Annotated in this window: 12 protein-coding genes and 1 riboswitch; all 12 genes read right to left on the bottom strand. The window is 59.5% G+C overall.

Annotated elements, in window-relative coordinates; translation table 11 throughout:
- Nucleotides 1-12: 12 nt before the first annotated feature.
- A complete protein-coding gene (locus KIH86_RS11115) occupies nt 13-1,011 on the bottom strand; it encodes a ketoacyl-ACP synthase III (protein WP_223081098.1) in 999 nt (332 codons plus the stop codon).
- A gap of 613 nt (nt 1,012-1,624) precedes the next feature.
- Nucleotides 1,625-3,331: a methyl-accepting chemotaxis protein gene (locus tag KIH86_RS11120; RefSeq protein WP_223081097.1), complete on the bottom strand. Its 1,707-nt coding sequence runs from the start codon at nt 3,329-3,331 to the stop codon at nt 1,625-1,627.
- A gap of 303 nt (nt 3,332-3,634) precedes the next feature.
- The gene (locus KIH86_RS11125; protein ID WP_223081096.1) at nt 3,635-4,318 is read right to left on the bottom strand and encodes an ECF transporter S component; all 684 of its coding nucleotides are present in this window, start codon (nt 4,316-4,318) and stop codon (nt 3,635-3,637) included.
- Nucleotides 4,291-6,045 carry an ABC transporter ATP-binding protein gene (locus KIH86_RS11130; protein WP_235775362.1) on the bottom strand — a complete coding sequence of 585 codons (1,755 nt, stop codon included), beginning with the start codon at nt 6,043-6,045 and terminating at the stop codon, nt 4,291-4,293. The genes KIH86_RS11125 and KIH86_RS11130 overlap by 28 nt, the downstream gene beginning before the upstream one ends.
- Nucleotides 5,961-6,902, bottom strand: coding sequence for an energy-coupling factor transporter transmembrane component T (locus tag KIH86_RS11135; RefSeq protein ID WP_223081095.1), 942 nt, complete (start codon nt 6,900-6,902; stop codon nt 5,961-5,963). Before KIH86_RS11135 ends, KIH86_RS11130 begins: the two co-directional genes overlap by 85 nt.
- Nucleotides 6,899-7,795 (bottom strand): DUF4430 domain-containing protein, encoded by an 897-nt coding sequence (locus tag KIH86_RS11140; protein ID WP_223081094.1) that lies wholly within the window; start codon nt 7,793-7,795, stop codon nt 6,899-6,901. Before KIH86_RS11140 ends, KIH86_RS11135 begins: the two co-directional genes overlap by 4 nt.
- A 207-nt stretch (nt 7,796-8,002) precedes the next feature.
- On the bottom strand, nt 8,003-10,129 hold the full coding sequence (locus KIH86_RS11145; RefSeq protein WP_223081093.1) for an S-layer homology domain-containing protein: 2,127 nt from the start codon (nt 10,127-10,129) through the stop codon (nt 8,003-8,005).
- A gap of 353 nt (nt 10,130-10,482) precedes the next feature.
- A riboswitch (cobalamin riboswitch) is annotated at nt 10,483-10,682 on the bottom strand.
- A 274-nt stretch (nt 10,683-10,956) separates the two neighbouring features.
- Nucleotides 10,957-14,001: a GAP1-N2 domain-containing protein gene (locus tag KIH86_RS11150; protein WP_223081092.1), complete on the bottom strand. Its 3,045-nt coding sequence runs from the start codon at nt 13,999-14,001 to the stop codon at nt 10,957-10,959.
- A gap of 3 nt (nt 14,002-14,004) precedes the next feature.
- Nucleotides 14,005-15,261 carry a hypothetical protein gene (locus tag KIH86_RS11155; RefSeq protein ID WP_223081091.1) on the bottom strand — a complete coding sequence of 419 codons (1,257 nt, stop codon included), beginning with the start codon at nt 15,259-15,261 and terminating at the stop codon, nt 14,005-14,007.
- Between the two features lie 787 nt (nt 15,262-16,048).
- Nucleotides 16,049-16,687: a beta-mannanase gene (locus KIH86_RS11160; RefSeq protein WP_223081090.1), complete on the bottom strand. Its 639-nt coding sequence runs from the start codon at nt 16,685-16,687 to the stop codon at nt 16,049-16,051.
- 63 nt (nt 16,688-16,750) lie between these two features.
- A complete protein-coding gene (locus KIH86_RS11165; RefSeq protein WP_235775363.1) occupies nt 16,751-18,025 on the bottom strand; it encodes a vWA domain-containing protein in 1,275 nt (424 codons plus the stop codon).
- A gap of 23 nt (nt 18,026-18,048) precedes the next feature.
- A complete protein-coding gene (locus tag KIH86_RS11170; protein WP_223081088.1) occupies nt 18,049-20,427 on the bottom strand; it encodes a transcription initiation factor TFIID in 2,379 nt (792 codons plus the stop codon).

Here is a 20,427-nt window from a genome sequence, read left to right on the forward strand (position 1 = left end):
CGCCTCTCCGGTTCACAAGGACCAGCGAATCACCGCTCCCGCGTAGACAAGCCCTCCTCCGAAGCCGAACAGCAGCAGTTTATCATCCTGCCTGACACGTCCGTCCCGAACGGCCAAATCCAGCGCAAGTGGAATGGAAGCCGCCGACGTATTGCCGAAGAGCTCCAGACTCAGCAGCGTCCGTTCAAGCGGAAACCCGGTGCGCTCGCAGATGGATTCGATCATCCGCAGATTGGAGCTGTGCGGCACGAACCAATCGATCTCGTCCACGGCCGTACCCGCCGCTTGTGCAAGCCGTTTCGTTCCCGCCGTAACCGTCTGAACGGCCCAGCGGTACACCTCACGCCCGTTCTGGTAGAAGTACCCGGCCGGATCAAAGTCGATCCCGTCCAGCGACTTCGCCAGCCCGGCGCGGTGTATGACCGCTCCGCCCGAGCCGTCGGAGCCGAGATCGCTGGCCAGTACGCAGGATGCGTCCGGTGCAAGCGTCCGCTCCATCAGCACAGCCCCGGAACCGTCGCCGAACAGAATGCAGGACGAACGGTCCGTGTAGTCCGTAATTTTGCTCATGGTATCGCCGGCGGCTACCAGAATTTTGCGGAAGGCTCCGGAGCGGAGCAGGCCATCCGCCATAACAAGCCCGTACACAAATCCGGCACAGGTCGCATTAAGGTCAACCGCACCTGCCTTCTCAATCCCGAAATGACGCTGGAGCAGACACGCCGTTCCCGGAAAAGGGTAATCGGGAGTATGGGTACACATCAAAATCAGATCGGCGTCGGTCACATCCACTCCGAAGCGGTCAATCATATTTTGCACGGCGGAAGCGGCCATATGACTCGTAAATTCCAGTTCACCGGCTATCCGGCGTTCCCGGATTCCGGTCCGTGTGACGATCCATTCATCATTGGTATCTACCATAGCCTCAAGATCGGCATTGGTCAACTTTCTCTCGGGTACATAGGTTCCGATTCCCGTAATGGCGGAGCCAAATGGACTGTGTGCTTGCATATGATCTCCTCCTGTTCACTTTCTTCCATATTAATTCAAATCAATTGCCACTCGAATCAATGATATTCAAATCAATGACATCCAAAGAAATTAGCACTTGATACTAGTACTTGGTACTAATAATAACAACCTCAATTTACACTGCCAGCGAGGCGCTGTCAAGTCGATTGTAGGCGTATATCGAGTGTGCGCGTGTGTCGATTGCGGGCGTACAGCGCTTTTTCAACATGGCCTGATCAAATTTCCGGACAAGACCTCTTCTCTTTAGCGGACTCAGATGACCTTAGCTCAGGTAAACCGGGCATATCCTTTACTCTTGCGGACCATGAGGAACTTATCCCATGCAGCAGCATCCATAAATCCTGGCAAATCAACCCATAATGGCCCTGGGGTCCGTAAGCTTCGAAAAATGGCTGTAATTTCCGAAATAATGACTCTGGAGTCCGCAGGTCCTAATAGAAGACCCATAGCCGCATTTGGCTCGGCCAGGGATTCGGCCAAGGAATTGCTTCAAATGCAAAAAGCCTGCTGAGAGCAGGCTCCAGCAGACTTATGCAGGTCCGTTCTTCCCTGTAATAAAGGGATAACCAACCCAATCCAATCACAGCTGATTCTACAGCTTGAATTCCGAAAGATCCTTCTGCAATTCCTCGGCGACCGTCGCCACATAGCGGGCGGAATTGGACATCTCTTCCATGGCCGACATTTGCTCCTGGCTGGACGCGCTGACATCCTCGACGCCCGCCGCCCCTTTCTGGGTGACCTCATTCACCATATTCATGACCTCGACCAGGTCGCCGCATTCATCGGACACATGAGAGACGGACTTGTTCATCTTCTGCATCTGATGAATGGCATCCTGAATGGAGCCGACGATTTGACCGAAGGCTTCCGCGATCTCGCGGCTTCCCTCTACGCCCTCCGACGCCAGCCTTGCCCCGCCATCCATCGACTCAACCGCAACGCGGGTCTGCTGTTGAATCTGTGTAATGATGTCGGTAATATGCAGCGAGCTCTTGGCCGTCTCTTCAGACAGCTTGCGGATTTCCCCCGCCACCACGGCGAAGCCCCTGCCCGCTTCGCCCGCTCTGGCCGCTTCAATGGAAGCATTGAGCGAGAGCAGATTCGTCTGCCCGGCGATGTCGTTAATAGTCGTGATGATTTCGCTGATTTGGCCGGACAGCCTTGCCAGAGAATCGATGGTGTCCTGCGACTGTATCATGCTCGTATTGATTTCGGTCATCTGCTCCGACACCCAGGCAACCTTCTCCGCTCCCCGGTCGGCGGAATCCGAAGCCAGCGCCATCAGCTCCGACATCTGTCCCGTCCCCTTCTGGACCGAACCGATATCCTCCGCCATCGCCTGAACGGAAGCATGGGTCTCCGCGATGGCGTTCACCTGGATCTCAAAGCCCGATGCAAGCTCGGTAGCGGTGGAGGCAATCAGATTGGAGGCAAGCGACGTCTGTTCGGCGCTTGCGCTCATCTGCTCGGATGAAGCGGACAGGGTCTCGGCACTCTCAGAAACACTGTGCAACATTCGCCGCAGGCTCTCCATCATCGTATTATAGGACTGGATAATCTGACCGATTTCATCTCTCGACGAATACGAGGCCATGGCCGTAAGATCTCCCTTCTCCGCCCGGCTCATCAGGTTCCGCAGTTCAGCCAGCGGCTTGGTGATAAGCCCGAGAATGAGACGGGATGCCGCAATACTGATCAGGACATAGACCACGATCAGAATAATGTTGGTGTTTCTCGCCTTATCAGCCTGCGAGGTAGCAGCCTCATACGTATTCTCTGCATCCTGCTGAAGCTGGCTGCCGATATCATTCAGCAGACCGTACATTTTGTCATTCAGCGTGTTGAATTCACCCGAGTACAGCTTGTAAGCCTGTGTGTTCTGATTAGCCTTGCCGAACACGATAATCTGCTCCCGCTTGGCGCGGTATTCCGGCAGCAGTGCTTCATACTCGTTCAGCTTCTGAGGGATGACCGCATTGCCAAAGCTGAGCTGCTTCAGCTTCTTGGTCGCTTCGTCATTGCCCGCTATCTTGGCTTCGATGTCTTTCGTAAGCTTGTCATTGGTTGCCAGATCCTCCGTCAGCAGAAGCGCCAGCACATCGGACTTAATCATTTCATTGTTCAGACGAATCTGTGAAATCCATTGTGCAGGCAGCAGATTATGCTGATAGATATCCTTGGAACGGCCGGCCAGCTGTTGACCCGTGATTGTGCCCGATATCCCCACACTTAGCAGAGACAGCAGCACGATGATCGTGAGCAGCCACATTTTTGTTCTTAATTTTAAATTTTTCATATTTGGTCTGATCCTCGCCTTCCCGGATGACTTTTTCTCCTTTCTTTTTTATCGGCGTTTGTAATTGTTTAAATGAATGATTTTAAAATTTGGATAAAATAGGCAAATATGAGATCGATTTATCAAACCTACCATATAGAGCTTCGAAAGCAAGCCGCAGCGGACCCTAAACGCAAAATAGCGACCCTCCAATAACAGAGAATCGCTACTTTTCATTTTTTCCCAGCAATCTTATCTGAGTGGGCTGTTGCAAGTGGAGGAGAAATCCACTTTTGGACGGCCTCTTACACACTATGGCGCCGTTTAACGCAGCAGCCCGTACTTTTGTCGGAAGCGCTCCAGCACCTTGATCCACCCTCCCGCAAGAATGGACAGGAAGAGGACGTTCGATACCGCATGCGCCAAGTCAAAATAAAAGCTCTGGGCATATACCGTCAGCACCAGCCCCCAGCTGAACGCATCCGGGAGCCCGATTAGGGTCCAGATATTCATAATCCAGCCGAACAGAAATCCCCATACAAAACCGAATGTCAAAAGTCCCAGGCGGCTTCTCATGAAGCCGGTATTCCGCAGCCAGCCGGCGGTCATCCCGACCATGCCCCAGGCGAACATCTGCCAGGGTGTCCATGGCCCCTGTCCGAAATACAGATTGGAGACGAGCGCCGCCACCGCTCCGATCACAAAGCCCGCTTCAGCCCCGAATACATAAGCCGATAAAATAACAATGGCCGACACCGGCTTGACGCTCGGCAGAGCGGCGAACGGAATGCGGCTCACGGCAGCGACCGCTGCAAGGACGGCAAGCAGAACCAGCTCGCGGGGCTCCAGCTTACGGCGCTCCAGCCGAAGGAACAACGGCAGCATAGCCGCGCCCAGCAGCACGAAGCTGAGAAGCAGATAATGCCGGTCCTTCAATGCGGATGAGAGCGCCAGACCTCCGATGAACAGGCCCAGGCCGATCAGCAGCGGCAGACGGAGCTTGGCCATCGCTTCATCACATCCTCAATCGTCAGTGCTTCAGGCAGCCAATCGCGCACCATCCGGCCAACGGCTGTCGTGTAGAAATAATTGGCGCCGAAAAAGGCAGGCGGCGCTCCCTCCGCCGCTATGCCTCCGTCAAACAGCATAGCGCAGCGGGTGGCGTAACGAGCCGCAAATTCGACGTCATGCGTAACTATAGTAACATTCCGGCCCTCCGAGGCAAGAGCGCCCAGCAGCTCCGCCAGTTCCTCCTTGGCGGCCGGGTCCAGCCCTTTGGTCGGCTCGTCCAGCAGCAGAATATCCGGCCGCAGCAGCAGCACCAGGGCAAGCGCCGCCCGCTGCTGCTCCCCACCGCTGATATCCTGCGGATGGCTGTCCAGCACGCCGCCAAGCCCCAGCTTATCCGCCAACGTGCCGATTTCCCTCTCTGCATCCGCCGCTGACAGCCCCGCATAACGGGCCATATGCGCCAGTTCCTCCGCCACGGTATCGTGGCTGAAATAGAGCAGCGGGTTCTGCGCCAGATAGCCGGCTGTTACGCCGCTTCCCGGCTTCAGACGTCCACGCTGCGGCTTGAGCAGGCCGGCCATTACCTGAAGCAGTGTCGATTTGCCGGCCCCATTGCCGCCGAGAATCGCAGTGAGCTCGCTCCTGTAGAGGGAGAAATTCAGCTTCTTCAGAACCTCGGGGCCGTCCTTCTCGTAGCGGAATGAGATTTCCCGGCATTCAAGCAGCGGCTTTGAGGCGCCGATGCTCCTGCCCTCACCGCCGGCCGTGCCATGACGGGAGGCAAGGCCGGGCAAAGGCTGACTAGCGGCAGGATCGGGCGAAGGCTGACTGGCGGTAGGACCGGCCGAAGCCGCTTCCGGCTGGAGCCGCCCGCTCCCGGCGAATTCAGTGAGCCAGCGTTTGCCTTCGCGGACGGTCAACGGGACCTGCTCCGGCCGCCGACCGCCCGGCTCGGGAGACAGCGCCAGGTATAGGCGCGATGCCGACGGAAGGTACGGCTCAAGCCCTCTTCCCGCCTCCCGGCCAGTGGCCAGCACAAGCTCCCGGGGGGCTCCAAAGGCGGTGAGCCTGCCCTGCTCCATCACCATCACCCGGTCTGCGAGCGGCATTGCTTCTTCCAGGCGATGTTCGCTTAGAATAACCGTCATCGACAGCTCCTCGTTCAGCCTCCGCAGCAGATGGATGAACTCCCGGGACGCCACAGGGTCGAGCTGGGAGGTCGGTTCGTCCAGCAGCAGCAATCGGGGATGAAGCAGCAGAACAGAAGCGAGATTGACCAGCTGCTTCTGGCCGCCTGACAGCTCGTGGACCGGCTTGTAGAGCAGCGGCTCCAGATTGAACAATCCGGCGAACTCCGCCAGTCTGCCGCGCATTACGGAAGGCGGAAGCCCCATATTCTCCATGGAGAAGGCCAGCTCCTGCCACACGGTCTCCATGACAATCTGCGCATCCGGATTCTGAAAGACCATGCCAATCTCGCCGGCAGCCGCCTTGGGCGGGAGCTGGCCAAGCTCCATCCCCCTGTACATCACAGTCCCGCTCTTGTCCCCAACCGGCGCCAGCTCCCGTTTGAGATGCCGCAGCAGCGTCGTCTTCCCGCTGCCCGAAGGTCCGCAGAGAACGATGAACTCCCCTTCCTCTACTCCGAACGATAATCGGTCCAATGAAGGCCGGGACGCCTCGGGATAGCGGAACGAAAGCTCCTGCGCGCGGAGTATTTCCATAACCAGATCTCCTTCCCTTCCACCCACAGCGGAAGCAACGTAAAAAAGCAAAAGGCGGCATACATCCCCGCTTCGGCAGTCGTAAAGACATGCGGCCGCATCCGGGGATAGATCATGAGAAATCCAAATCCTTCGTACCAGCCCCATAAAATGCCGGCGGCCGTGGCTCCCAGCACGATTAGAGCCGCCCTATCCCGGCGCTCCAGCCGGTGTACCGCATAGGAACTGCGTCTGCAGATTCCGTAGCCGCGGGCTTTCATGGAGTCCGCGGTCTGCAGCGCCTCCTCCAGCGACCAGGTCAGGAGCGTCTTCAGCAGCGTCATGCCGCTTGCCATGCGGGCGCGGAGATTGCCCTTAGACACGGTAATCCCCCGCGTTCCCTGAACAAGCGTGATCTTCCGCAGCCGCCGCTGAAAGAGCGGCACGAAGCGGAGCGTCATTAGCGCGAGCAGAGCGGTCGTGGGGGCCGCTGAGCCGAACAGATACAGGAAACGGTCCGGCGTCACCGTATAGTTGTAAGACAGAAACAGAATAATTACCGACAGCAGTACGAGCATCATCATGAGCCCGTAGAGCACGGCTTCCAGTGTAACGGGCTGATCCATAAAATAGAACAGGATGACTGCCCCCCGATGCGAGAATAGCGGATTGAGCAGCGCGGCAGGCACTGCGACGATCAGGACAAAGGGAAGACTCCGTACCAGCGTTCTCCCCTGCCCCTGCAGAACGAGCAGCCCGGTCAGCGCCGCGATTTCCGTAATCAGAAACAACGGATGAAATAGCAGCAGCGTGAACGCCAGCAGACCGGCGTAATAGACAATCGTCACCGCCGGGTGCATGGACCGGAAGCCGCTCATTTCGGGGCTCCCAGGTCTTTGCCCATATCCAGCGTATACAGCCAATCGAGCTTATCCCCCGGCGAGAGCCGGTACGCTCCCGCGCTCTCGCTCGGGAATTCGCCGTTCACCCGGTACATCCAGCCGCTCTCCGCGCCCCTGTCCTGCTCGTACAGATTATCGATTCCCCGGACATAGCTGAAGGCCTTCGCTCCGCTGTACTCCATCTGGATTTTGCGAGCGCGGGTCACCCGCTTCAGCACCTCCAGCGCCGTATCCCCCTCCTGTACGTCTATCGCAGTCGGCGGCAAAATCGTTCCGGTCTGGTCATCGCCTACGATCGACACCGTGACGGACGTCGCCTTGGGCGAGGGGGATGGCGATGGCGCCGGAGCCTGGGACGGCTTGGCCGTAGCCGCCGGCTTCACGGAACCGGCGGAAGCTGTAGGCGAGGCAGCGGAAGCTGCCTTCGAGGCGGCAGGCTTCGCCGCCGCCGATGCCTTCGGCGCCGCGCTGCCGGCCGGCGCGCTCTTGCCCGGGCCGTCAGCCCCGGCCCGGGGCGATGCCGCCGGCGCTGTGCCTGCGGCGGCGGTTCCGGCTCCCGGCTGCACAGCGCCGGGAGCTGCGGATGGCCGGGGTGACGCTACCCCGGCCGAGGCTACTGCGGCCGCGGGTGTTCCGGCGGCCGCAGTTATGCCCGGCGAAGCGCTTGCGCCGGGCGTGGAACCGGCTTCCGGCGAAGCGGAAGCCGGTTCCAAAGCGCCGCCGATGCCTGCGGCGGCGGTCTCTAAGGCGGGCGGCGCACTGCCCGCCGGGGCCGCTCCGCGGTCCGAAGCGCAGCCGGACAGCAGAGCGGCGGACAGCAGCAGCGCCGGTAGCAATCTTGCGCCGACTTGACGGAACGTAATTCTCATCGTTGACCTGCACCTCCATTTAAACGGGAAAGAACGGGGGCACTCTTGCCTCCCCCGTTCGATGTGGAATGTAATTGGCGCGCGGGCGCCGCCAAGGTTCCGGCGGCGATCCGCACCTTCGATTATTCAAATACTCCTGCTTGGCGAGCAGGACTGCCCTGAGCTAAGTTAAGAGTTAAGGGTTCAACTTCTTGCTTAAGTTAAGGCTTAAGGCAATCTGGAGGCTACTACAGCCGCCATCTCGCGCGTCACCAGACCCTGCGGATCAAAGGTCGAGCCGACGCCGGTCATATAGCCTTTTTCCGTCATAGCGTTCACAGCGTTCAGCGCGTACGAGCTAATTTTGCCGCTGTCGGTGAAGCTGGTCTTCGTCAATGGAGACATCTTGTAAGCCCGCGCGATCATGACCGCCATATCCTGGCGGGTGATGTACGCGTCCGGCTTGAACGACGTAGCGGTTACGCCTCCGACCAGGCCGAGCGCCTTCGCTTTTGCAACATAACCATAATACCACGAACCGGCTTTCACGTCGCTGAAGCTTACGGTGCCGGAAGCTGACGGTTCATTGCCCGTAAGACGGAGCAGCAGGGCTGCGAACTGGGCGCGGGTGATCTTCGCCTTCGGAGCGAAGGTCGGCTTGCCGCTGCCTACGCCTTCCATCAGCTTGTTGTTATATACGGCGTGCACGGATGCCACCGCCCAAGGTGAAATCTGCTTCTCGTCGCTGAAGATCGTCAGAGATGTCACTTTCACGGAGCCCGTATACCGGACTACAGACGGAACTGCGTTCTCCCGGTGGCCCGTAATTTCCACCGTCTGGCTGCCCGGAGGCAGATCGGAGCCGAACGATGCAACGCCCTTGTCGTCGGTTACCGCCGTCTTTCCGCCGATGGAGACAGTGACGCCCGCTGCGCCTGCGGTTACAGGGTTGCCGTCAAAGTCCCAGGCAATACTGTTCACTGTGACTTGAAGCGGTGTGCCCTCCTTCGGTTCAGCCGGTTGATAGGAGACGGAGTCCACCAGCTTCGTTACGCCATAATCCCCGTAGTAGAACACGAGATGATCGCCTGCCTGCAGCGCAAGCTGGTCAACCGCGTCATAAACGTTAAGCCACTTGCCTCCGCGCTGAATCGTGTACATCCATCCGTCATATCCGCCGAATCTTGCCGATTCCACACCGCCGATACCGGCTACGAAGATGCCGAACGAACTGGATTTCGTCTCAACCGCGAAGCCTTCGGCCTGGGCCAGCTTGTTCAACGCGTCCAGGGCGATGCCGCTATAGACCGTGCCGCCGCCGATGGAAGCTGTCGGTCCTTCTACGTCAACCCTTACCTGCACTTTCGGCTTCGCAGCCGGCGGGTTGGCGGTAAAGTCATACAGATTGCCGCTGCCTTTAGCGTACAAGCCATAAGCCGCAAGCGCTTCAAGCGCCTGCTCAGTCGCCAGCAGATTGCTGCCGGTGCCCAGTGTGTGCGAGAAGCTGCCGTCCGCGAGGCGGAAGCTCAACAGGTGGCTGATCAGCGTCGCGCCACTCTTGGTAAAATCGGCTCCGGCAGGGTCAATGCCATAAGCCGTCAAGGCGATAATCGCCTGCGCTACGCTTTCGCTGCTCGCGCCATAGCCGCCATTCGATGACTGCTGCTTGGACAGCCAGGCTACCGCTTTTTTGCCGGCCGCCGCCACGTCGGCTTGTCCTTTATAAGGCGACAGCGCGGTAAGCGCCATAGCCGTCATGTCGGGATCGCTTGCGCTTCCGGCAACCAGCGTGAAGCCGCCGTCACTGTTCTGGCTCTTCAGAATCTGCTGAACGAGCTTGTCTTTGGTCCACACCGCGCCGGCCGGGATGCTGTAATCTCCGGAGCCCAGAGCGATCAGGCTGAACACATAGCCGTTGAGCGTTCCTTTCAGCCCGGTGTTGCCGTATACCTTCTCTACCAGATTGATTCCGGCATAGGAAGTCGGGTCCTGGCCGGACGCTTTAACCGCCAGCACCGTGCGTGCAAAGTCCGTTGCCGAGAACTTGGCGGCGCCGGCCTTGACCTGGCTCTCCAGAAACGTTACATAGGAAGCGGGAAGCTGATATCCTGCCTGTACCAGTCCGATCGCCTGCCAATCGGAAGAAACCCCCTGGCCCAGAACATACTCGGCGGCCGAATAGACAGCCTCGGTTGCGCTAACAGAGCTCCCGGAAGCTGCCACAGAAGCAGAGCTGCCGGATGCAGCCGCCGCTGCCGTTCCTGCTCCGGAGGCGAAAGATCCGCCAACCAGTGAAATAACTAACAATAATGCCATTCCGAGCGCGCTTGCTCTCGAAGAAAGTCTGTGCAGCATTGCCTCATCCTCTTTCCTGTTCAAAATATTCGGGGTTCGTTCATCCAAGGATAATCGCGAAGGCGCATCTTTTTTAGACGCCAAATGATCACCGAAGAATATAAGGCCGGCTATGAATACGCGGCTTATAGGACCTTCTATTCCCAAAAAAAGACCGCCCTCAAGAGGGCGGTCTTCTCAAACAGCCGGAAACGATGTCGCATCCTTTCCGGATATCGGCTGGTACTTCCGCGCGAATGTCCTCACCCCCCGAAGGACACCCGCTCCTGTGATCCGGGCGAAGCGGACCGAAAGCTCTGTCCGACACCCGAATAACATACGCCGCGAAGCGATATCGTCTACCGCTTCGCGCTGCCGTATGTGAAAAAAAGGCAGGTCTCCTGGCTTATGCCTCACCGCTTCCCTCCGGCCTTCCCGCTCCATCAAAAGAGCAGTGACCAGCTACCTCGGAGGGACGCTCCGCAATTACAGTGGCGGGACCGCGCCGGATTCCAACCGGCTTCCCTTTTAAGCGGGCCCGCAAGGGACCCGCACCTTTTTTTATGACGTATTCCATTATAAACATCATTAATCATATCGGTAATTGTTAAGGTTGTCCATATCCTAAAGTCTTACAGCGCAAAGATTATAACCGCGGCATCCCTCTATCGCAAAAATAACCCCGCAAGACGGACCTCGCAGCTCGAAATAGAAGAATGTATAAGCTGAGCGCTTATCAGGGTCTTCTATTTCCCGGTAAACGCATGGCGTCAGAAGACACCATAAGGCGCTTATCCTTGGGAGGCGAAGGCGCTGTGCAGGGTATGATATCGCGTGGCGGACTCCCGCTATTCCGCGGCCGGCGCTGCGGTTTCGCCCGCAGAGGGCGACGGCGACGCAGACGCCGCCTGCGGGTTGTCCATCAGGACGAGCGTGTAGTCCTCAGCCTTGATCGTGCTTCCGGCCGATAGCTTGGGCTTGGAGGCGAGCGTTACGGTCACCTGGTAGGGCGCGATTCCGCTTCCCGCCGCGCCCTGGCCACCGCCGGGAGCGGGCGAAGCCGTCCCGCCCGGCGACGCGGACGCTGCGGCCGTGCCGCTGGCGGCATCATCCCCGGAAGCTGCCGGGGATGCCAATGCATCATCTCCCCCGGCTGCGGGAGATGGTGAAGCGCCGCCTGCCGCGTTATCTGCGGCGGCTGCGCTATCGTCCGCTCCCGCGCTTGGCGCCGGGAGCGCGCTGCCTTCCGGCGCGGCCGTGCCGGATGCCGCGCCGGAGCCGCCGGGCAGCGAGCAGCCGTGGGACAGGCTGCTCACCTTGTAGATGACGGGCTCGCCTGCGCCCGTCTCCACCGTGACTTCCGCCGGGTTGAACTGGCGGCAGTCATCTGCGCTCGCGAAGGCGAACAGCAGCGAGCGTTCGTCTTCGCCGCCGCCGAGATACACGGCGGCGGGGAGATAGGCCGGGGCCGACGGCATCGCGGTCCCGGTAGGCGCCGGTGAAGCGGCCGGCGCTGCTTCGTTGCCGCCGCCCCTCGTCAGCAGGACGACGAGCAGCGTCGCGGCCAGCAGCACGATCACCGCCGTCCCGAGGAGAAAGGGAAAGCGGCGGGACGCCCATTTCCGGAGCGGCGGCGCCACTTGATTGCGGGCCTCCGTGTAGACTCCCTGCAGGGCAGGACCTGCGGCGGCCAGCTCATTCTTGCGGAAATCGCGGCTCTTGAACGCTTCCCTGTCATGAGCCGCAAAATGCTTCAATATCGCCCGCCGGAAGCCCGGATACAGCTTCTTGGACGAGACGGCGAACAACGGCTTGTCCTGCGACCAGGCGAGGAAGCGGTACACGGTCTCCTTGTCACCGGCCTTGCGCCGCACATGATCCAGCACGGAGTCATATTCCAGCGGTCCGCCTTCACGGTTCATGCTGTGATAGAAGGCGAGCGGAATCCGGGCAAAGGGCTCCGCTCCCCGGCTCTCTTTCAGCCAGCGCTGCCCCAGAAGCTGCACATCGTCCAGCTCCTGCGGCGCGAGCTTCTCGAAAATCCCGGCATCCGGGTCTTCCTCGCCGAACCAGCGGTAAGCAGCCCGCAGCACATTGGCCTTCCGTCTGCTCTGAAGATCGAGCGGCGGGTCCCACTCGCCCATATCGAGCGAGTAGCGGACAAAATTAAGCTCAAGCAGCTGCTCCTGCGTAATCTCCTCAAGCGACAGCCGGGACAGCAGGTAGCGGTCGGCTGCAGCCGCCAGCTCCTTCATCAGCGCCAGCGCGTCCATGCCGATGCCGGCTCCCCGGCGGCGGCTCTTCTCCGCCTGCTCGATATAGTCGTGGATCGCGGCCACCGCCATGACGGAGTCCTCTTCCCTCTCCAGCTTCTCGGGCAAATAATCGCGCAGCCCGTCCCGGAGCGCAGGAAGACGTAGCGCTTCCGGCATGAAGCGGTCCCAATCCGCCACAAATTCCATCAGATCCGCAGTCCGTTCGGCCGACGCCAGCCGGGCATCCACATACGGCTGGAACAGCAGCCGCGCGAACACAGGGGTGCCCAGCAGCTTGCCGAAGAACGCGGCCGCCAGCTCGCTGCTGCTCTCCACTACCCCGAATGCCCCCGCCAGATTGTCATCCCGTCCGGCGTTCTGCGCGTTCAGCATGCCGTTGATGAAATAATCGACGATGCGTGTCCGGTAATTGTGGCCCTTCAGCGAGAAATAATCCCGGAAGCTCTCCAGTATAGCCAGCTCCGGTACGCCCTTCTGCCGGACCTCGTCGAACTCCCGGTCAAACCGTTCCAGGAACAGATCGTTCAGCCGGATTTTCGTCTCCAGCGCGCCTTCCCGATCCAGATAGCTCAGCAGCCCGCCGAGTACAGCGGCCTTGTTCTCCCGGTACAATTCCTCGTCGCCCTGCTCGATCCGGTAGAACACCGCCAGCTCATTGTACGCCGCAAGCGACAGCTTCCGCTCGAAGCCTTCTCCCTGGAGCATCCCGTCCGCGAACGCGCCGAAATCATCCGAAGCCTCTTTGCCCCGCCGGAGCAGCTCCCACGCGAGATCGAGGAACGGCTTCGGGCTATTTGGAGCCAGGTCCGTATTTTGCGTCCGTCCAGCGGCCAGATCGAAGAGATATTCCTTCTCGATTTCCCGGTCGCCGGGACGCAGCGAGCCGGATTCCACGAAGGTCAGGTGGATGTACTTCCGGCTCTGCGGCTCTGCCGCGTATGTAAGCACGCCCAATCTGCGCCGGAACTCGAATGGCAGCGCGCCGAGCAGCACACCGGTCAGGTCCGCCGCCGCCTTGGGCAGCTGCGCCACCGGCACGTTCAGCGTGACGTAGATTTTCTTCTTGCCGGCAATGGACTGCATCGCGGCATGCAGCAGACTTTTGAACAGATCCTCGCTGATGCCGAGCGTTCGCAGCACCTCTTCCGGACGGAGACGAGGGCTTCCTGAAGCGGGAACGGCCGCCAGCTCCGGCAGCGCCTCTCCCGGCTCTCCGGTAAATCCATCCGCAAATTCCGCATTCAGATAATCGCTGAACCGGGTGACGATTTCATCGGCCCGCGAAGGAGGAAGAACATAGTTGTGCGTGAAGAACGCGCTTCGCAGTCCCGTGAAATCCGCGGATTGAAACCGGCTCTGTCCCAGCACCGTCTCCCCGCTCTCCAGATGGAACAAATGCAGGGCAAGCGGATACTGCGACTCGTCCTTCTCCCCCTTGGCCGCAAGCTCCGCCGGAGCGTCGTAGAAGCAGAAGGGATGGAGCACTTTTTTGATAAAATTATTGTCGAGACCGCCTGACTTCGCCACCGTATCGAAGCCTTCCGTTGACCGGAAAACCCCGCTCCGCTGGCGCGTATACATCTGCTGCTGGACGGCCGTCTCCATTTGAATGCCCACCGCTTAATCGCCCCCCTCGATGAACTTCAGCTTATGCAGCAGCCAGAGGAAAGGCTCGTCCACGCGGATCGGGCTGACGACGCCCTCGATCTTCTGATTCACCGGATTGCTGCCCAGCGCCGACACCGCGAAATACGCCGTATCCGAAAAATACACGTCCATCGTATCCTTGAACGGACGATCCACTTTGGCGAGAAACCGGCTGATTTCCCCGTCGATATTGTTCACTTCGCTGAGATTCAGTGTGCCGCGGTGCACGTAGTTGTTGAACACGTTGCTATTCGCCTTGATGTAGTCCCCGTCCTCGTCCTTCAGGGAATACAGCATATCGCTCTTGGCCAGCACGACCGCTGTCGGAATGTCGGTTCTGCTCTTCTCCTGATAGGCGATGAAGTCGCCGAAGAGCGTCAGCACCACGTCGCGCGGCTCATCATATTGGGATACCCATTCGCCGGGACGGTCGCCGATGTTGATGTGGATTTTATCCCGGATGGACCGGATTTGCAGCGGATCGACCATGAACAGAATGCCCGCCGAGTTCTTGATATGCTGGCCGTGCAGCCCGAGATAATCCTGGTCGACCATGCCTTCGCCCGCCACGTCGAAGAAGACGAGCGTCAGCGGCGGCTTCTCTTCATCCTTGAACACGAATTGGAAAATGAACGGCTCCTGCATTTTCTCCTTCTGGGTGGAGGACAGCAAATCGCCCCGCTGGAACAGCGGATCTTCGTACAGAGAGCGGAATTTCCGGCTGATCTCGGCGTTCAGCGGCATGCAGGCAGCGTCGAAATGACCGGCCGTCGTATGCTGGAGCGTGTGGATCAACGAGGTCATATAGACGGATTTGCCGACCTGGGATGCGCCGATGATGGAAATGATGTTGCTCGGCACCTTGCCCGCCGTCACCGGCAGCTCGTTGTGGCAGTACGGGCAGAGCCGCTTGCGCGTCAGGACGCCGTACCGATCGGTCAGCCCGGTCAGCACGTTGTCGCTGTAGTGGTGGTATTCCTCCGGGATGTCAGCCGGTACCAGGATCGCTTCCAGATCGTCCACCGAATCGAGACCGAAGCGCTCGCGGTACCGGTTCAGCGCGTCGTCTTCGCCGAGCGCGTAGTCCTCGTCATCCTCCCGGCTGTGCGCCGCGCGGAAGACGGCCTGCGAGGGCTCGAATTTGCTGAAGCAGTAGGGACATACGATATCGTAGAACAGCGGCCGCGGCTGCGGCTGGTTCTTCTTCAGAAACCTGCTGAAAAATGACATGATTATTCCTCCTAAGAAGAAACGGCTGCGCCGTCCTATGAAGGACGGCACCCGTTTCTCGGAAAAATTTAGGGCCTATTTAAGCGTACAGCTTATAATCCATAAATTTCAAGGATAACCGTCTGGAGGCGTCCTGTTGACGCCGGGCGTTTACCGAGAAATAGAAGACCTGTTTATTGTGCTTGCCAATGGACCCTTATATTTTCAAGAAGAAACGGCTGCGCCGTCCTATGAAGGACGGTATCCGTTTCTCGGAAAAGTTTAGGGCTCAAGACTTTGACTAAAATCAAATTCACCTTCAAAGCAATTCCCTTCTCAACGGACTCAGATGACGCTATTTGATGAAAACCGGCATATTCTCAACTCTTACGGAACGAGGGGACCTTATTCCGTGCAGAAGCAGCAAAATATACCGGCAAATCAGCCAATAAGGGTTCTGGAGTCCGTACGCGCCGATGAATGGTTGATATTCTCGAAATAAGGACTTTGGAGTCCGCAAGATCGGAAGACCACCGGATCGGAGGCCCGCTGGATCGCACACCTACAGGAGCGCAGATCGGCGGTTATAACAAATAAATGAATTAACAGGGCTTATGCTAAAGGCTGACGCCAGTTCTACCTGCCAATCGTTCGCGGTAAACAACCAACGAAATCGTTTAGATAGAAGACCAATGCTCACATTTGTTCCCAATTAAGCTATTAGTAAAGCGTATAGCTTATAATCCATAAATTTAAGGATAACGCCCGGAGGCGTCCTTTGACACCGGACAGGGGCGTCCATCAACGTTTAACGCACCGGCACCAGCTCGTAATAGCGGCCGTAGCGGGGGCCGTCGGTGAAGAAAATCCGGACGTAGTCATCCCGGCCAACCTCGATCGGCGGAAGCTCATTGCGTCCCGGCGCGAAATCCTTCACGAACGGAAACAGTGTCCCGTCCTCCTTCGCGGTGGGGTAGCCACCGCGTTTCTTGACATAGCACAGTACGTCCTTGCCGACAGGCACTTCGGCCGTTACCGTCATCCGGATGCTCTGCTCCCTGCGGAACAAGCCGCGCTTGCGGTCAATATCCACATAGATCCGGGCCTTGCCCGCGCTTACTGTAATCCGGTTCCCTCCGTCATCCTGCCGGATAAGCACCGTCTCCCCGTCTTCTGTATGACGGGCGAGTACGGTGTATACCACAGGTCCGATCTCCTCCAGCCGGTCCTGAAAGCCCGAGCCCGCCTTGTACTCCTCCCGGGTGTACAGCTTCAAACCGGTGAGAGCGGCGGATTCAGCAGGCTCTGCGCCCTCCGGGCTTTTGTGGATGTATACGGCCTGGAGCCCTTCCGGCCAGTGCCATCTCAGCATGCAGATCCGGTCCTCCACGCGGGAGGTGAGGCTTCCGATGGCGGGAAGACCCGGCGATTGCTCGATGTACCTCATCGACGCCAAGCTCCTTTCCTTATAGTTGGGCGCAGTTAGTACGGTCTTGCCCGGTCGTCCGGGCTAAAAGCCCTTGCTGCCCCTGCCCCCGCGTGACGGGAGGTCACGCGTCGGACGCGCCGGCTGCGCAGCCCTGCTGCCCCGGCGGGTCAGGCGCCCTTCGCCAACCGGAACGACGCCGGTGAACAGCGCCATCACGGCGGCGAGCAGCAGCACAGCCAGCAGCCGAACCATAACGTCAAGCACCGATCCCCCGCCAAGCCCGTATTCCAGAGTCAGGCCCGCGAGCAGTCCGGACACGAGGCCGCCGAGCCCGAAGCTTTTGGCCAAATGGCGGTTGTCGAACAGGATGCCGAGCCCGAGACCCAGCGCCCCGCCGATCAGAAGCAGCGAAAGGATGCGGACGACCGCGTAATACGGGCTGTTCTGCGCAGCGTCCGTCCGCTCGGTCAGCAGCGTCCGGTCGCCGAGCCGGTCATAAATCTGCCGGAACACATCAGCCAGCCGGTCCGCATCCGATACATCGTAATACTGTCCGCCCGTTACCGAAGCGATATCCTTCAGCAGGGTCGATCCGTCAGAACTGCTGAGACCCAGTCCGACCGTGTTCACGGCAACTCCCCGGTCCAAGTACGGCTGAAGCTCCGTGGCGGTATCCAGCTGGCTCACCCCGTCCGACAGCAGAATGACCATCGCTCCCCGGCCGGAGCCGCCGCCGCTCAACACATCCAGTGCGGCCGTCAGCGCGCCGCTGAGGTTCGTTCCGCCTGTGGTCGTCTGAAGACCCTGAATGGCCTTCACGACCTGCTCCCGCTTCTCCGTTCCCGACAGCGAGGTCAGCGGCTGCGCCACAGAAGCCTCGTCGCTGAACGTCAGCACTGCAACGCGATTGTCGTTGTCCATCCGTCCGACAAGCTCGCTTGCGGCTGCGTAGCGCCGGTTGTTCGGATCATTCTGTCCCATGCTGCCGGAATCGTCAATCACCATGACGATATCCTTGACCGGCCTCAGACCGCCGAAATTCAGCTCGTAGATAAATTCGGTCAGCACGCCGGCGCCGAGCACAATCGCTACGGTCAGCGGAAGCAGCTTCCACGATAACCCGAGATAGCGCTGCTTCCAGGAGAAGCCGTTGAGTTTCGGCGAGATAATCTCCGCCAGCAGGCAGCCAAGACCGACACCGAGCGCCACAATGGCAAAGTACACGCCGACCGCGAGAATGGAAGGCCAATTCTCCAGCAGGCTGCCGAGCAGAGCCTCACCGACGATCCAAGCGACCGCTCCGCCGATCAGACTGAACAACAAGAGTAGCAGATTCACCTTTCGCTGCATATCCATCCATCATCCTTTCGGCAGGGCTTCTAGCGAAGAGGGGGAAGCGACGCTTCATCCACACCGTGCAGCCCGTAGCCGTTCTTCAAATACGTTTCATAATAAACTCTGCCGTTCCGGTAGTAGAGCAGATCCTGCAGATGGAAGCCGCCCATCAAATTCAGCTTCTCCACACCGCTGCGCCGCCGTTCGTGCACGAAGCCCAGCCGGTAGATGCGCGTCGTCTCATCCGCGGACAGGGCGTAGCGCATAAATTCGGAATTGCTGTCGCCGAAGAAATACTTTTCCTCATGCCGATGCTCCTGGGTGTATTCAAAGAGCCGGACATTGATGGACGCCTCCTCCTCCAAGAGACGGTACAGCCGCCGGAACAGCTCCTCCTTCGTGAGAACCTCACGGTTCTCATAGGCCGCCGCGACATTCGCCCGCCGCAGCAGTTCCTCTTCAAAGGACAGCGCGAACGGATCTTTCGTCAAAATCTCGCGTCCGCATACCAGCGTCAGCCTGGATAGCCCCGCCTCGGCCCCCTGGTCCAGCAGTTCCGTCAAATCTCCCAGATAGCGATCGCTCTGCAGCGCATCCGATCCGCGGCGGGTCTCGATGTCGCCGATCACCTCTTCGGTCACGACCCGGTAGTACTCCATGATATTCCGGCCGACATCGCCCTCCGCACGGCCAATGCTGCCGAGCGCCGCCGCTTTCAGTTCTTCCTCCAGCCGCTCCATGGTGCGCAGCCGCCGGACGCTGGATTCATGCAGCGATTCCAGTGCGGCTTCGATCCTCAGGCAGAGGGCAAGCTCCGTCTCAAGCAGCAGCAGCTCGTATTTCAGGCCGTATCCTTCCGTAAAAAGATAATGGATCAAGTTCCGGACCGTCCGTTTATCCATCAGCGGAACGCGGGGGAACGGCAGCGATTCCACCCGCTCGCCGAACAATCGGCCGAGTTCTTCCCGCGACGCGGCGATCCCGGCTCTTAGGCCGGCCATATGCTGCCGCAGGCCGTGCAGGACACTGCCGGCGTTCTCAGTGTCGGCTGTCCATTCGACCAGCTGAACGAACGTCACGCGCGGTCCGGCTCCGTCATCGGGCGCCAGCAGCGTCTTCCAATCCACCAGCGGATTGACGCTCTCCAGCTGACGGGATGATGGTCCTACGAAGTTGCTGCGGAAGTAAGCCTCCCCGCCGGAGCCGAAGAGCATATCCTCCGCCTCGCCCAGCGCCAGGCGCTTAAGCTCGCCGTAGGACGGACGTCCGTAGCTCATCAGCCCGGTCATCTCGTTCAGCCCTTCCTTGTCCGGAAGGAGCCGGAGAGCCGCTTCCCGCAGCCGTCCCGGCGTTAAGCCCATCAGCTCCATCCGCTCTCGCGGAGCGGGGCCGCTTCCCTCCAGCAGCTTTTCTCGGAAACGCCGGAACGTATGGTACAGCACGGCCAGCGCAATCTGCCGGTTCGGACGCCGGACGCCGGAGAAGCCGGCGGAAGCGTATCCCTGCCGGCCCGTGCTGCCTCTTATGCCGCTTTTGAACGCCATATTATTGTAGCCGCCTTGATCCGGTCCGGAATCGCCGGCAGGCCGCATGACATTCTTGAGCAGACTGATGTGGGAGATAATATCGTAATTGTCCTGCATGCCGTTCACCGGCGAGGTTCCCCGCTCGTTCTTGTCCGACAGCACATAGACCAGATCGAATAGCGGCGAAGGCCCGTGCGAGACCGGAATGGAAAGCCCGTCCTCGGTTACGAGCAGCTGAGCCTCCATTCGGTAGTCCGGCGCTTGCATGCCGTCCAGTTCGCGCAGGAAGGCAAGGCCCTCCGAGCTGGACAGCCCGTAGCTCTCGGCCTGCTCACGCTCGCTGATCAGCGCGAACAAATCGGTCTGCACCGATTTGAACGACTGCCCGAGAATCGCCCGGGCGAGCAATGCAATCTCCGGCAGCAGCACATTGCAGGGGTCATCGACCCGGGTAACGATAGACAGATGAACGACATCGAAGGACGAATACATCCGGCCGAAATCGGCCATGTTTCCCGTCAGGCGGCGGAGCGCGGTATTCATCTCTGCCAGGTAGCGGCTGTCCCCGTGAAACGCCCGGTACAAATCCCGGCGGACGGTCTTCGGGTCCAGTCCCGCAACTGCCGGAAGCGTCAGCGTCCGGACGGTCTCTCCTAGTCCTTCATCCGGTCTGCTTCCGCCTTCAGGCCCGGCATAAATGCCGAGCACACCGCCGGCATTATCCCACTTGCGGCGGCAGCTCTCAAGCACGGGCAGGACGGCGGAGGCGCATTTATCCCCGACGAAGAGGAACAGAGCCGGGTAGTGGATACTGCTGCGGCCGTCTCCCAAATCCTGCAGCCTCTCCTCCCGGGCGGCATATTCCTCCGCGAACGATAAGACTTGCGAATAAGTCAT

Source organism: Paenibacillus sinensis, assembly GCF_019904155.1.
Taxonomy (GTDB): domain Bacteria; phylum Bacillota; class Bacilli; order Paenibacillales; family Paenibacillaceae; genus Paenibacillus_AQ; species Paenibacillus_AQ sinensis.